A 14,470-nucleotide genomic window follows, 5' to 3' on the forward strand; every position below is an offset into this window, starting at 1 on the left:
TGGAGCGTTTGGACTGGTGTATCGCTCCAAACGTGGGGTAGTGTTCTCGCGTTTGGAGGGTGCGTTTCGGCAAACGTCATAGCAAAAACGTATAGTAACTCTATGGCTACAACTGATATTAACGCGGAATCCGTGTATGCCCCTGTCCCTCCAGTTTTCGAGAAGCTCGGTCTCGCTTATGACGACGTGCTGTTGCTTCCAAACGAAACTGATGTTATTCCGTCCGAAGTGGACACTTCCACTCATCTGACTCGCGAAATTACCATGAAGGTGCCGGCTATTTCGGCAGCTATGGATACTGTTACCGAGTCCGATATGGCTATTGCCATGGCGCGTAACGGTGGTATTGGCGTACTTCACCGCAATCTTTCTATTGATGATCAAGCTGCGCAGGTTGATATTGTTAAGCGCAGCGAGTCGGGCATGATTACCGACCCACTTACCGTTCACCCAGACGCAACGCTCGCAGATTTAGATAAATTGTGCGGGCGTTTCCATATTTCTGGCTTGCCGGTAGTAGATAGCGAAAATCGTTTAGTTGGTATTATTACCAACCGCGATATGCGTTTTATTGCTTCCGAAGATTACGATCGCTTGAAAGTTAAGGACGTGATGACGCGCGAAAATCTCGTCACCGGTCCTTCAAATATTTCTAAGGAAGATGCTCACCGCTTGCTTGCGGATAACAAGGTTGAAAAGTTACCTTTGGTTGATGCCGAAGGTAAGCTTACAGGCTTGATTACTGTTAAGGACTTTGTGAAGACTGAGCAGTATCCGGATGCTACTAAGGATGATCAGGGTCGCTTGCGCGTTGCTGCTGGCATTGGTTTCCTTGGGGATGCTTGGCAGCGTGCGTGCGCGCTTATGGAAGCTGGAGTTGACGTTCTTGTGGTTGATACCGCAAACGGCGAAGCTCGCTTAGCTCTCGACATGATTCGCCGCATTAAGGCAGATAAAGCCTTCGACGGCGTGCAAATTATTGGCGGAAATATTGCAACTCGCCAAGGCGCACAAGCTATGATTGACGCTGGCGTTGACGCTGTAAAGGTTGGCGTTGGTCCAGGCTCTATTTGCACTACGCGCGTTGTTGCAGGCGTTGGAGTGCCTCAGCTTACCGCAGTTTACGACGCGGCTCAGGCTTGCAAGGCTGCTGGAATTCCATGCATTGCAGATGGTGGTATTCACTATTCCGGCGATATTGCTAAGGCTTTGGTTGCAGGTGCAGACACCGTTATGCTCGGCGGCACTTTGGCTGGCTGCGAGGAAGCTCCAGGCGAAAAGGTTCTTCTTCACGGCAAGCAGTACAAGCTTTACCGCGGCATGGGCTCGCTTGGCGCAATGGCTCCTCGTGGTAAGAAGTCTTATTCGAAGGATCGCTACTTCCAGGCAGACGTCACAAGCTCCGACAAGGTGGTTCCAGAAGGCGTTGAAGGCGAAGTTCCATATCGCGGACCGCTTAACGCTGTTCTCTACCAGCTTCTCGGCGGTTTGCACCAGTCCATGTTCTACGTTGGTGCGCACAATATTAAGGAATTGCAGGAGCGTGGCCGCTTTATTCGCATTACGGATGCTGGCCTTCGCGAATCTCATCCTCACGATATTGTGATGACTGCAGAAGCGCCAAACTACAGCGGTTTCCACAACTAAATCGCGTGGCGCGCGTATAAATCGCGTATAAATCGCGTATAAATCGCAACTATTTTAAACGGCGAAAAGTTACGTAAGTTCTTCACAACTTGCCTGCTTTTCGTCGTTTTTTGTTTTGACAAGACGGATAAAATTATTATATAGTTAGTGGGATATCCCACTAAAAATGAGGTGATTTTGTGGAAGTAGTGAAAGATTATGACGTTCGTCTTGATAGTAAAAAGCGTGTAACGCTGCGCGGTGCTAAATACCCTTATTACAATGTTAAAGAATGCGATAATGGTTGTATTTTATTAGAGCCTCGTGAGCTTACTGTTCCAAAGAGTATATCTTCTCGAACTCTTAAAAGTATGGATGAAGCAATTCGCAATTTTAAAATTGGCAAAGTCTCTGAACCAGTTGATCTTTCTGACTTCTAGGAGTAAGTAAATGAACTTCAATATTAGAATGGGTACTCCAGAAATGTCTAATATGTGGGGGAGATTGCAGAAAGAGTTTCGAGAAGGCAGTATAAGTAAAAAAGATCTTTCTCTTTATAAGAAATGGGGAAAGTCTCTGAAACTCTTATCTGAAAATCCAAGGCATCCAGGATTGCGCACTCATGATATTGAAGAATTGACAAATAGATATGGTGTTAAAGTCTGGCAATCCTACTTGGAGAATAAAACAAGTAGTGCGATGAGAATGTATTGGGTTTATGGTCCGGATCATATGTCAATAACTATTATCGGTTTAGAACCTCACCCTGAAGATAAGAAAAATGGGGCATATTCTAGAATTTCGCTTTCTGATATGCCAGAGATGTGATTTTAGCGGTTAATAGTCGGTACAAAGATGTAGGCTAATGGGTTCGAAAAAAATATTAGGAAAGGAACGAAAATGGCTGAAGCTAAGGAAGATCTTACGTTTACGCCGGAAGAATCGCGCTTAATTTGGATTGATTGCGAGATGACGGGACTTGATATTTTCCACGACGAATTATGCGAAGTATCTGTAGTTCCAACCGACTTTAATCTGAAAGTTTTGGACGACGGAATTGATTTAGTGATTAAGCCAAGCGATGCTGCTGTGGCTCATATGAACGATTTTGTGCGCAATATGCACACTTCTTCTGGACTCGTTGACGAGTGGAATAAGAACGGTTTACCGTTGGAAGAAGCGCAAAAGCAGGTAGTTGAGTACGTAAAGCGCTTCCTGCCGGCTCGCGGAAAAGCGCATCTTGCTGGAAACTCTGTCGGCTCCGACAAAAAGTTCCTCGACCGCTACATGCCAGATTTAATGGCAAATCTGCACTATCGCGTAATCGACGTAAGTACGTTGAAAGAGATTTCGCGCAGACTTTACCCGGACGTTTACCGCAATAAGCCGGCAAAACACGGCGGTCACCGCGCGCTCGCGGATATTATTGAGTCGATTGACGAGCTTCGTTACTACCGTGACATGATGTTCGTTCCAGCTCCAGGTCCAAACGAATCCCAAGCAAAAGCTGGTGCGCAGCACATTGAAAGCACGAGCTTACTTCGCGAGTACGAGCGTCGCGGAGAAGCGCTAGAAGACGTAAATTCCGCGGAAAAGCGCGACTATTAAAAAGCGCGACTACTAAACGCAATAAACGTATTAAACGTATTAAACGTATTAAACGCAATAAACGCAAATAAAAAGGTACTGCCGATGAAGCAATCCGAAGCCTTAACCATAATCGACGCTGGCGCGAGCGCGTTCATTACCGGCGCTCCGGGTGCAGGTAAAACCTACGTATTAAACGCTGCTATTCGCGAAATGCGAAAAAACGGTTTAAGCGTGGCTGTAACGGCTTCTACCGGAATCGCGGCAACTCATTTAAACGGTCAAACAATTCACTCTTGGAGTGGAGTCGGAGTTGCAAACGCGCTTACGGATACGCTTCTTAAAACAATTAGAGCTAGGCGAGGAAAGCGCATAAAAGCCACGGACGTGCTCGTGTTGGACGAAGTTTCAATGATACACGCGTGGCTTTTTGACATGGTTGACGAAGTCTGCCGGAAGGTGCGCAAAAATCCCGCTCCTTTCGGCGGGCTTCAAGTAGTTATTTCAGGCGACTTTTTCCAACTTCCGCCTGTTAGCACTTCTATGCGAAATCGCGACGTATTCGAGCCGAGTCAGGAATTTATTGAGTCGCGCGAAAAATATGCTGCAGCCGGCAAAAATCCGGAAGGCTATATTACAGAATCTTTCGCATGGGACGCTTTAAAACCTACTGTATGCTACTTAACTGAGCAGCATCGTCAGGACGACGGAAAGTTGCTTGAAGTTTTAACGGATATTCGCAGCGGCCTTGTAAGTGACGACGATAAGCAAGTGCTTTTCGGCAGGATTGGCGAATATCCGGAAGACGACGAAGTTGCAGTGCATCTTTTCCCAACGAATGCGCAAGCTGACGGATTAAATAATATGCAGCTTGCAGCAATTGATGCAGAGTCTCACGAGTTTGTGGCAACGGAAGCTGGGCCTAAAAATCTTGTTGATCGCTTAAAGAAGAATATGCTTGCTCCGGAGCGTTTAGTTTTGAAGGCCGGAGCTGCTGTGATGGCGTTGCGAAACGATCAGGAAAAGCAGTACGTAAACGGCTCGGTTGGACGCGTGTTGCGTTTTGTTCCTGAATCTAAGGGCGGCTGGCCGATTGTTGAGTTTGAAAATGGCAATATTGTCACTCTTAAGCCTGCTGCGTGGGAGATGACGGACGGAGAAACTGTGCTTGCTAGCGTAAATCAAGTGCCGCTTCGGTGCGCGTGGGGAATTACGATTCATAAGTCGCAAGGTATGACGCTTGATGCTGCAGTAATGGATTTGCGTAGAACTTTCGCGCCTGGAATGGGATACGTAGCGCTTTCGCGCGTGGAAAATCTGGGTGGGCTTTACTTAGAGGGGATTAGCGAGCGTGCATTTAGTGTTTCGGCGGATGCTGTGCTTCTTGATGGGTCCTTGCGTGAGGCTTCAAAGCGTGCGAGTGAGATGCTTGCTAACGACGGTGCAGCTGCTTTCGTAACAAATAATGCGGAAGATGATTCTGCAAATCAGCAGGAGCTTGATTTTTGAGCGCGACGACCTGCAGGAGTGTGAGCTCCCGTTTGCTGTGGCGCGAGTTTTGGGGGATTTCTCTCCTCGTACGTTCCCGTCCTTCGTCGCTTTGGCTGTTAAAGACTTTACTGTCTGCTTTGTTCTTTAAAGAATGTAGCTTCCTCAGTCCTCTTTTAGTACTCGTAGAGAAATCCCCCAAACTCTGCGTGTTTAATCGTTAATAACCGTGTTTTATCGCAGAGATTTTTCGATTTTTCTTCTTCGCTCGGCTTGTCAGCAGCCTTCGGCTCTGACGTCCGCCTTCGTTCAGTGCGAAAAATCTCAAATCTCTACCACACGAATATTCCTGCAACTAAAGTCGCGAAACCAATCTGTGTGTGGGTGTGTGGTATGTGTGTCCGGTGTGGTGTGTGCATCAGCGCAGATGCTAGTGTTCTCTAATCAACAAGTAATCAGTATCAGCAGAAGCATTACTGCAAAGCTTCAGGAACATTCGCCGGAAATTTACTTGGCATTTGTAGCTGCGCTCGCTTGTTTGTTTAGTAGCGTAAACAAGTGTTTATGTCCTCATGCGCAAATAGATTGGAACGCATGAATTCCAATGTACTTCGTATGTCTCAGCTGTTCCTTCGTACGCTGCGCGAGGATCCTGCAGACGCGGACGTGACTTCCGCAAAACTTATGCAGCGCGCAGGCTATATTCGCAAATCTGCTCCAGGTGTGTGGACCTGGCTTCCGCTCGGACTTAAGGTTTTGAACAAAGTCCAGGCAATTATTCGCGACGAAATCAACGGCATCGGTGCGCAGGAAGTTCACTTCCCAGCGCTTCTTCCGCGCGAGCCTTACGAGGCTACAAACCGTTGGGAAGAGTACGGCGACAACATATTCCGACTTAAGGATCGCCATGAGGCTGACTACCTTCTTGCTCCAACGCACGAAGAAGTTTTCACACTACTTGTTAAAGATATGTATTCTTCTTACAAGGATTTGCCTGTTACTTTGTACCAGATTCAGACTAAGTACCGCGACGAATTCCGTCCTCGCGCTGGCCTTATTCGCGGCCGCGAGTTTATTATGCAAGATGGTTACTCGTTCTCGATTGACGAAGATGGTTTGAAGTCTGCTTACGTTGAAGAGCGCGCCGCTTACTCTCGTATTTTCGACCGTTTAGGCATTAAATACGTGATTGTTCACGCTGTTTCCGGCCCAATGGGTGGCTCTGATTCCGAAGAGTTCTTGGCTCCAATGCCAATTGGCGAAGATACTTTTGCGCTCGCACCTTCCGGAAAAGCTTGGAATGTTGAGGCTTTAACAACTCCAGAAGTTGCGGATGTTGATTACTCAGCAACTCCTGCAGCAGAAGCTCTCGAAACTCCAGATGCTAAGACGATTGAAGCTTTGGTTAAGGTTTCTAACGATTTGCATCCTCGCGAAGATGGACGCGAATGGCAAGCAAGCGATACTTTGAAGAACCTTATTATTGCTGTTAAGCATCCGGCAGATGCTGAAGGCGGAGAGCATGAGGAGCCATGGCGCGAAATCGTTGCTATTGGTATTCCGGGAGACCGCCAGGTAGATATGAAGCGTCTCGAGGCTCAGTTTGCTCCTGCAGAAATTGAAGAAGCAACTGAGGAAGATTTGAAGTCGCATCCTGAGTTTGTTAAGGGATACATTGGCTTTAGCGTATTAGGTCCTCAAGCTCGCCAGGATGGAAGAGGAATTGCAAATCCTGTTCGTTACTTGATGGATGCTCACGTTGCAAAGGGAAGCGCCTGGATTACAGGAGCTGACGAAGAAGGAAAGCACGTTTATAACGCTGTTTACGGCCGCGATTTTGAAGCGGACGGCGTTGTTGAAGCAGCGCAAGTGCGCGACGGCGACATGAGCCCAGACGGTTCCGGTCCGTTGAGCTTCGAACGTGGCGTGGAAATCGGCCAGGTGTTCCAGCTCGGCTTAAAGTATTCCAAAGCTTTGGGCTTAAGTGTTCTTAACGAAAACGGCAAGGCTGTGCCAGTGTGGATGGGCTGCTACGGTATTGGCGTTAGCCGCGTGCTCGCATGCCTCGCAGAAACGCATCACGACGACGCTGGTCTCGCATGGCCTATGGCAATTGCTCCAGCTCAAGTTCACGTGGTTGCAACCGGCAAAGATCAAGTTGCTTTCGACGCTGCAGAAAAGGTTGTTGAGGAGCTTAGCAAGCAGGGCATCGAAGTAATCTTCGACGATCGTCCGAAGGTTTCTCCAGGCGTAAAGTTTAAGGATGCTGAGCTTGTTGGTGTGCCTCTGATTGCAGTTGCCGGTCGCGATACCGTGAACAACGGCACGATTGAAATCCGCAATCGCGATGGTTCTGACGTTGAAGCAGTACCAGTTGACGAAGCTGCAAGCCGCATCGCAGAGCGTGTAAACGCTTTACTTGCGTAACGCGACGACCTGCCTGAGCGCTCAGGCACGTCGTCAGCGCACACAAAACACAACCAAAATCCCAATGAACAACCACACCAGCCTGCTCTGCCTTCGTCTTTATTGACGAAGGCAGACCTCGCTTGCGTTGAAAGCACACCGTGCTTTCAACTCTGAGCAAGCTCAGCGAATCGAAGTGACTTCTCGCGCATTATGCAGCTCGAAGTCGTCGATTCGCAAATCAGCCGAACGGCTATGCCGTGAGGAACAAGCGCGAAAGCAGGTCGTCGCGCTGCACGAATGTCTCAAAACAAGCTAAATGAGACACTCGCGCAGAATCGTACTGCACTAGAGCCTCATTTCGCATATCTTCCGACCCTAACGCAGAAACGTACTGCACGAATGTCTTAAAACAAGCTAAATGAGACACTCGCGCAGAACCGTACTGCACTAGAGCCTCATTTCGCGCATCTTCCGACCGTAGCGCAGTAACTCTTCTGCGCGAATGTCTCCAAACCACCAACTAGAGGCTCTAACGCAGAACGCAAACTGCATGAATGTCGAATTACGTAGGTCATCAGGCCCGCGCGCAGAACGCCATCTGCGCGAAGGTCTCATAACCACCAACTAGAGGCTCTAACGCAGTAAGCTATATGCGGGAAGGTCGAATTACGCAGGTCGTCGCGTTAGTGAGGAGATAAATCTCCAGAAACTAGCGACACAGTAAACAAATCGTAAAATAGCCTAAAATTCTTATTCCTCGGAAGGTTCGTCGGTATTTTCTTCCGACTTTTCTTCCGACTTTTCTTCAGTACTATCTTCAGAAGAATCAGATTCAGCGCTATCTTCTGTTGGTTTTTCGGGAGTATCTTCCGACTTTTCTTCAGGAGTATCTTCCGACTTTTCTTCAGGAGTATCTTCAGATTTTTCTTCCGACTTTTCTTCAGAAGTTTCTTCAGTACTATCTTCCGATTTTTCTTCAGCACTATCTTCGGAAAGCTTTTCGGAAAGCTCTTTTGCAACATCTTCCGAAGCTTCAAGCTCAGCTCGCTTCTTCTTGCGCAACAAGAAGTACCAAATGCCGCATGCTACCGCCGCAATCACAACAATCGCAACAGATGCAATAGTAGTAGCCAAAATCCAATTAAACGCACTAATTTTTTTCAAAGATTTAACAACTTTGTGATGCTTCTTATGCGCTTTATGAGCTTTACGCGCCAGACGAAGCTTTTCTTCCTCTTCTTCGCGAGCCTTACGCTCTTCCTCTTCCTTCTTCTTTCGCGCTGCCTCTTCTTCGGCAGCACGACGCCTTTCGTCCTCAGAAGGGCCAGAATAGCCAATCTTGCCAACAGAATAGTCAATGTTTCCGTGATACTCCGACAAAGTCATCACGCCAACAATTCCATATGGACCGCCTGGAGCTTCTCCGTAAGCAAAAGACAGATTGCTTGGATTCAAAATTTGATACAAATGGCTGTCTTCTTCAGTAAAGTATCCGCGAGCAGAACGCAATGGAGCTTCCTCGTCGCCAATCCAACCCTTCATAGAGCCGTAAAAATCGAGACCCCAGCTTAAATTTTCACCCCAAGCCTTACGACCCGAATAATTAGGATCACTAACACCATCTGGAGCAAAATGACCAAGCTTACCATGCTGAGCCGTTTCTTGCGCACGACGATACGCATCTTCTTCATTCTCCGAATCGTACTGAATATTATTCACATACGCTTGTTTCGTAAGCCCAAAACGTCGCACATAATCTTGCAAAGGAACGCCCTCAAAATACATGCTTCGATCATCGTAAAGTCGCGACCTAGCGTTTCTTATTTCCGACATAACATAACTTGCAATGCTATCTGACTTAATCCAAGAAGTGCGAACCGCTGTATTTTTTTGCGGAAGAATAGGATTTTTAATACGACTTTTAATACGACTTTTTATACGATTTTCGTAGCTAAGATTTGAAGATGCTGAATTAGCTTGCGAATAAGTATGCGAATAATTATGTGAAAAATTATGCGAATAATTATGCAAAAATGCACACGATAAACCGCACAAAAACGCCGTTACAATAACCGCACATACTATACTGCGTGAACTTTTTTGCATCATAAATCTCTTCTTCACTACTCTAAAGTCATTTCTTTTTACAATACGATTGCTTAATAATACCTTGTTATAAGGAATTGTTAACAAATACAGGTAGCGTCGCGCATCGTTACAACAGTTTTATTTAATAATCAACAGTTTTTAAATATTGTGGATAAAACATAGGTTTTAACCACAATGGAAGAATTTTCTGGCAAAAAAGTTGCGCTGAGTTCATAGTTGATATTACTGCGGCATTTCCTCGCGGCTGCGAAGCTCAGGGGCAATGGTGGCTCTGATTTCGGGGCTGAAATGGCTGCAGTCCAATTTGTGAAAGGATAGAAAATGGCACAACAACAGTCAACCGTTACAATAAACGGATATGTAGGCGCAGAACCGGTGAGTTTTGGTCGTAACGAAAATTCTCCGGCATGCTCTCTTCGAATTGCAAGCACGCAATCTTATTACCGAAACGACGAGCAGCAATGGCATGAGCGTCCTACTACTTGGATGACAGTAAAAGCGTATCGCACATTGGCTTCAAACGTGTTAAAAAGCGTGCATAAAGGCGATGCGATTATGGTATACGGCAATTTAAGTACCGAAAGTTGGACGAAAGACGGGAATGATTATAATCGCATAATTTTGGAAGCTTCTGCTATTGGTCACGATTTAAATCGTGGAACTACGCAATTTACGAAGCGAAATGCTGATTCCGCTAAAAATGAGCGCGCAAAAAATAGTAAGCAATCGCAAACAGAACATACCGAAAGTGATTCAAACGATACAGACGAAGAATACGGAGGTGATGCCGATATTTAAATATTTAAAGAAGAAAAAAAATACTTATTTCCAGTGTGGTAAAGTATACGCACACAAAATAAGCCTGCGAACGTTTAATAAAACGCGTGCAGGCTTATTTATATGCAATTTATATGCAGTTATTATGCTTTACCAAATGTGTACGCGCTCTGCAGGGTCGAGCCACATTTCGTCGCCTTCTTTAACGCTGAAAGCATCGTAGAACAAGTCCACGTTTCGAGCGATTCCGTTAGTGCGGCATTCGGCTGGGGAGTGCGGGTCGATTTGAAGCAGCTGCTCCGCAATCTCGTTACGAGCTTTGGAACGCCATACCAACGCGTAGCTTAAGAAGAATCGTTGCAAAGCAGTGAAACCTTCTACTTCAGGAGCGTTCAGCAAAGTTTCGCGAATTGCGTCGTCGCTTCCGTCAATCTCTCGTCCTTCGCTCTTTTGCAAAGCGAAAGCGTAAGCTTTAAGCGCAATAGTTACGCCGCTTAAATCGCCAATATTTTCGCCGATTGTTAAAGCGCCGTTTACGTGAGGCATTGCGTCTCGCTCAGCTTTGCTCTTTAAGTGAGAGTATTTAACAATAAGTTGCGTTGGTGTAAAAGCATTGTATTGTTCAATAAGCTTCTTAGTGCGCTCAGCAAAGTTGGCTTTATCTTCTTCAGTCCACCAATTGTTAAGCATGCCGTCGCCGTCGTATTCGCAACCTTGGTCGTCAAAACCGTGACCGATTTCGTGGCCAATCACGGCACCAATAGCGCCATAATTTGCTGCGTCTGGAGCGCTCGGGTTAAAGAATGGTGGTTGCAAAATTGCAGCAGGGAACACGATTACGTTAAGCAACGGATCGTAGTAAGCGTTCACAGTTTGCGGAGTCATCTGCCATTCTTCGCGATCCACAGGCTTTCCAGCTTTCGCAGTATTCTTACCAAAGCCAAATCGATAAACTTCGCGCATATTCTCAACTAAACCAGCGTCTTCCTTAATATTTAACGCAGAATAGTCAACCCAATGATTCGTGTAACCAATATTCGGCTCAAACTTGCTAAGCTTTTCCAAAGCCTTCGCTTTAGTCTCCTCGCCAAGCCAGCTGCTGTGCGAAATCGACTCGCGATAAGCGTTAATAAGATTGTTAACTAATTCTTGCATATACTTTTTAGAAGACTCAGGGAAGTGCAAGCGCACGTATTCTAAGCCAATTTCTTCACCGCAAGAATCGTCAACAACTCCTACTGCGCGCTTCCAACGGTCGCGCTGCTTTGTAGCACCAGAAAGCACCTTGCCGTAGAAGTCGAATCGCGCTTGTGCAAAATCTTCACTAAGTAAGCTTGCCCAGCGCAAAATAACGTGCACGCGCGTCCAAAGCTTTAAATCTTCTAAGTCGGATTCTTGCCAAATCTTATTCAAACCTTCCATAAAGCTTGGCTCGTGAACTACAACTTTGTTAAAAGCTTCACGAAGGTTGATTGGCTGAAGCTTTGCTTCTTCGCAATTATCGTACGCTTTTTGAGTAGCGTCTAAGAAAGCGTCGAGATTAAGCGCTTCAAGAGTTTTTGCCAAATCAGCATAATCGCAAGGATTATAGGTTTTTTGAGAATCGCGAGTTGCTACGTTATCCCAATGGTGCTTCGCGATTTTAGTTTCAACATTCAAGAAACGCTCGGCTTGCGCTTGTGTAGTAGTTGCGTCTCCGTAGCCTGCTAAGCGCAGCAAAGAAGCCACCATTTTTACGTATTCATCGCGAATTGGAGCGTAATTGTCTTCACGATAGTACGCTTCGTCTGGCAAGCCCAATCCCGACTGCTCAATATGCATAATATTCGTCTTAGGATCCTTAGGATCTCCGTAAACGCCAAAATAGAACATTGCATCCGGTCCGCCGTAAGGGTTAAGCGTGCCGAGAGTGCGAACCAAATCTTCCTTGCTGCAAGCTTTATCTACAGCGTCTAAATCGCTTTTAATTGGCGTAATTCCAGCTTTTTCAATAGCTGCAGTATCCAAATAGTTACGGTATAAAGCTTGAGATTTTTTAGCTGAGCAATCTTCGCTTTCTAAAATATCTCGAATTTGCTTTTCTGCATCTTCTGCAAGCTTGTGGAATGCGCCGTACATTGGGCGGTCGTCTGGAAGAGTGTAAGTGTCAATCCAAGGGCCGTTTACGTAACGGAACAAGTCGTCTTGTGGACGAGTAACTGACGAGAAGGAAGCAGGGTCGAAATCTACAGCAGAAATTTCTTTCTGCGATTCTTTATTATTATTTTCATTGTTATTAAGCATGAACCTAGCTTACAAGTATTAAGCGACACTATTAGCTAGTATTTTCACAATATTTTCGCAATATTTTCTTCATATTTTCGCCGTATTTTCGCCATATTTTGCGCTATTTTCGTGCCTGCGCGTTAGTCTTGAAGCATGATTGAACTGAAAACTCCAGCTGAAATTGAAGCGATGAAACCTGCAGGTCGCTTCGTAGGTAGTATTCTTAAAGATTTGAAAGCAATGACCAAAGTTGGTACGAATCTTCTTGAAATTGATGACTTCGTTCGCCAGCGTATTGTGAGCCGTAAAGGTGCGTCTTCTTGCTATGTTGACTATGCTCCTGATTTTGGAACCGGTCCTTTTGCGCACTACATTTGCACTTCTGTAAACGATGCCGTGCTTCATGGTGTTCCTTACGATTACAACCTTAAGGATGGCGATTTGCTAACTCTTGATTTGGCAATTAACGTCGACGGTTGGGTTGGTGATTCTGCTATTAGTTTCGTGGTTGGAGAGCATGCTGATCCTGAGGATTTGCGCTTAATTAAGTGCACTGAGGAAGCTCTTGAGGCTGGTATTAATATGGCTCAGCCTGGCAACCGTCTTGGTGATATTTCTGCAGCTGTTGGTTGCGTTGCTCACGAGTATGGTTACAGCGTGAATCTTGAGTTTGGCGGTCACGGAGTTGGCCATATTATGCATGGCGATCCGCACGTTCCTAACGATGGCACTGCTCACCACGGCTACAAGCTTCGCCCAGGTTTAGTTATTGCAATTGAGCCATGGTTCTTAAAGACTACTGACGAAATTTACCAGGATCCTAAGGATGGTTGGACTCTTCGTTCTGCTGATGGTTCTCGCGGCGCTCACAGCGAGCATACTATTGCAATTACGGAGAATGGTCCGGAAATTTTGACTGTACGCTAAACTTATAGATAGTTTATAAATAGTTTATAAATACTTTATAAATGCTTTATAAATACTTTATAAATAGTTTATTTGGTAAAAGTTTTGCGAGTAGTAATTGCGTAAGACGTAAAACAAGTATATAAAGAGGTACTTTAGATAAATGGCGGAATTTGATTTTGCCCAAGCGTTAAATGATGTTGAAGCAAAGTATTCTTCGATTTCTAAAGCAATAGACGTTGATTCGTTGAAGTCTACGATTGCGGATTTAGAAAAGCAGGCTGCTGAGCCTGGACTTTGGGATGATTCTGAGCATGCTCAGCAAGTTACTAGTAAGCTTTCTGCAGCTCAGTCTCAGTTGAAGCGTTTGCAAGCTGTAGATCAGCGCATTGAAGATACTAAAACTTTGTTTGAGCTTGGGCAGGAAGAAGGGGATTCTGATTCCATGAGCGAAGCTCAAGAAGAGCTTTCATCTATTGCACACGAGCTTGATGATATGGAAGTTCAGACTCTTCTTGACGGCGAATACGACGCTCGTTCCGCAGTTGTTACGATTCGTTCTGGTGCGGGCGGCGTTGATGCTGCTGATTTTGCGCAAATGTTGCTACGTATGTACTTGCGTTGGGCTGAGCGAAACGGCTACAAAACTAAGATGATGGACACGTCTTATGCAGAAGAAGCTGGTATTAAATCCGCAACTTTCCAAGTGGATGCTCCTTACGCGTATGGTCGTCTTTCTGTAGAAGGTGGCACGCACAGAATGGTTCGTATTTCGCCATTCGATAATCAAGGCCGTCGTCAAACTGGCTTTAGTGCAGTGGAAGTAATTCCTTTAGTTGAAGCTACGGATCATATTGATATTCCAGATTCCGACATTCGCGTTGATACTTTCCAAGCGTCTGGTCCTGGCGGTCAGGGCGTGAACACTACGTATTCTGCTGTTCGTATTACGCATTTGCCAACCGGCTTGGTTGTTTCTATGCAGGATGAGCGCAGTCAGATTCAGAATCGTGCTGCTGCAATGGCTGTTTTGCAATCGCGTTTGCTTGTGCTTAAGCATGCTGAGGAAGCAGCGAAAAAGAAGGAGCTTGCTGGAGATATTAAGGCAAGTTGGGGAGACCAGATGCGCTCATACGTGCTTCACCCGTATCAAATGGTGAAGGATTTGCGCACTGGCTACGAAACTTCACAAACTCAAGCTGTTTTCGACGGCGATATTGACGGCTTTATTGAGGCTGGTATTCGTTGGAGGCACGAGCAGCGAGTTGAAGCTCAAAAAGAAGCTGAGGCGGAAGCTTAAAAA

Annotated in this window: 11 protein-coding genes; 9 read left to right on the forward strand and 2 right to left on the reverse strand. The window is 46.0% G+C overall.

The window, feature by feature from the left end:
• Positions 1-102: 102 nt before the first annotated feature.
• The 6 genes from guaB (at position 103) to ACTJLE_RS01545 (ending at position 7,128) form a co-directional block, all read left to right on the forward strand.
• Positions 103-1,647 carry an IMP dehydrogenase gene (gene guaB, locus ACTJLE_RS01520; protein WP_479856510.1) on the forward strand — a complete coding sequence of 515 codons (1,545 nt, stop codon included), beginning with the start codon at positions 103-105 and terminating at the stop codon, positions 1,645-1,647.
• A gap of 179 nt (positions 1,648-1,826) precedes the next feature.
• Positions 1,827-2,066, forward strand: a complete 240-nt coding sequence (locus ACTJLE_RS01525; RefSeq protein WP_048729923.1) for a hypothetical protein — start codon at positions 1,827-1,829, stop codon at positions 2,064-2,066.
• A 10-nt stretch (positions 2,067-2,076) separates the two neighbouring features.
• Positions 2,077-2,454 (forward strand): hypothetical protein, encoded by a 378-nt coding sequence (locus ACTJLE_RS01530; protein ID WP_479691554.1) that lies wholly within the window; start codon positions 2,077-2,079, stop codon positions 2,452-2,454.
• Between the two features lie 72 nt (positions 2,455-2,526).
• Positions 2,527-3,234 (forward strand): oligoribonuclease, encoded by a 708-nt coding sequence (orn, locus tag ACTJLE_RS01535; RefSeq protein ID WP_481267137.1) that lies wholly within the window; start codon positions 2,527-2,529, stop codon positions 3,232-3,234.
• An 84-nt stretch (positions 3,235-3,318) separates the two neighbouring features.
• Complete coding sequence (locus ACTJLE_RS01540) at positions 3,319-4,722, forward strand: PIF1 family DEAD/DEAH box helicase (protein ID WP_481267138.1); 1,404 nt, start codon at positions 3,319-3,321, stop codon at positions 4,720-4,722.
• 573 nt (positions 4,723-5,295) lie between these two features.
• On the forward strand, positions 5,296-7,128 hold the full coding sequence (locus tag ACTJLE_RS01545; protein WP_481267139.1) for a proline--tRNA ligase: 1,833 nt from the start codon (positions 5,296-5,298) through the stop codon (positions 7,126-7,128).
• A 732-nt stretch (positions 7,129-7,860) separates the two neighbouring features.
• Here the strand turns inward: ACTJLE_RS01545 and ACTJLE_RS01550 are convergent.
• Positions 7,861-9,219 carry a CAP domain-containing protein gene (locus ACTJLE_RS01550; protein WP_481267140.1) on the reverse strand — a complete coding sequence of 453 codons (1,359 nt, stop codon included), beginning with the start codon at positions 9,217-9,219 and terminating at the stop codon, positions 7,861-7,863.
• A 321-nt stretch (positions 9,220-9,540) separates the two neighbouring features.
• Here ACTJLE_RS01550 and ACTJLE_RS01555 point away from each other — a divergent pair, with 321 nt between their 5' ends.
• On the forward strand, positions 9,541-10,017 hold the full coding sequence (locus ACTJLE_RS01555; RefSeq protein WP_481267141.1) for a single-stranded DNA-binding protein: 477 nt from the start codon (positions 9,541-9,543) through the stop codon (positions 10,015-10,017).
• Positions 10,018-10,146: 129 nt separating this feature from the next.
• Here the strand turns inward: ACTJLE_RS01555 and ACTJLE_RS01560 are convergent, their stop codons facing one another.
• Positions 10,147-12,279, reverse strand: coding sequence for a M13 family metallopeptidase (locus tag ACTJLE_RS01560; protein ID WP_481267142.1), 2,133 nt, complete (start codon positions 12,277-12,279; stop codon positions 10,147-10,149).
• Positions 12,280-12,414: 135 nt separating this feature from the next.
• Between ACTJLE_RS01560 and map the strand changes: the two genes are divergently transcribed.
• Together map and prfB are read left to right on the forward strand one after the other, a co-directional pair.
• On the forward strand, positions 12,415-13,188 hold the full coding sequence (map, locus tag ACTJLE_RS01565; RefSeq protein ID WP_481267143.1) for a type I methionyl aminopeptidase: 774 nt from the start codon (positions 12,415-12,417) through the stop codon (positions 13,186-13,188).
• A 142-nt stretch (positions 13,189-13,330) separates the two neighbouring features.
• Complete coding sequence (gene prfB, locus ACTJLE_RS01570) at positions 13,331-14,467, forward strand: peptide chain release factor 2 (RefSeq protein WP_481267144.1); 1,137 nt, start codon at positions 13,331-13,333, stop codon at positions 14,465-14,467.
• The last annotated feature ends 3 nt before the right edge of the window (positions 14,468-14,470 follow it).

Source organism: Gardnerella sp. CCPDSM (assembly GCF_056754715.1).

What these genes read in the sequence shown, in the direction of transcription:
- guaB (WP_479856510.1), top strand. Translation starts at nt 103, where the DNA reads ATGGCTACAACTGATATTAACGCGGAATCCGTGTATGCCCCTGTCCCT.
- ACTJLE_RS01530 (WP_479691554.1), top strand. Translation starts at nt 2,077, where the DNA reads ATGAACTTCAATATTAGAATGGGTACTCCAGAAATGTCTAATATGTGG.
- orn (WP_481267137.1), top strand. Translation starts at nt 2,527, where the DNA reads ATGGCTGAAGCTAAGGAAGATCTTACGTTTACGCCGGAAGAATCGCGC.
- ACTJLE_RS01540 (WP_481267138.1), top strand. Translation starts at nt 3,319, where the DNA reads ATGAAGCAATCCGAAGCCTTAACCATAATCGACGCTGGCGCGAGCGCG.
- ACTJLE_RS01545 (WP_481267139.1), top strand. Translation starts at nt 5,296, where the DNA reads ATGAATTCCAATGTACTTCGTATGTCTCAGCTGTTCCTTCGTACGCTG.
- ACTJLE_RS01550 (WP_481267140.1), bottom strand. Translation starts at nt 9,219, where the DNA reads ATGATGCAAAAAAGTTCACGCAGTATAGTATGTGCGGTTATTGTAACG.
- ACTJLE_RS01555 (WP_481267141.1), top strand. Translation starts at nt 9,541, where the DNA reads ATGGCACAACAACAGTCAACCGTTACAATAAACGGATATGTAGGCGCA.
- ACTJLE_RS01560 (WP_481267142.1), bottom strand. Translation starts at nt 12,279, where the DNA reads ATGCTTAATAACAATGAAAATAATAATAAAGAATCGCAGAAAGAAATT.
- map (WP_481267143.1), top strand. Translation starts at nt 12,415, where the DNA reads ATGATTGAACTGAAAACTCCAGCTGAAATTGAAGCGATGAAACCTGCA.
- prfB (WP_481267144.1), top strand. Translation starts at nt 13,331, where the DNA reads ATGGCGGAATTTGATTTTGCCCAAGCGTTAAATGATGTTGAAGCAAAG.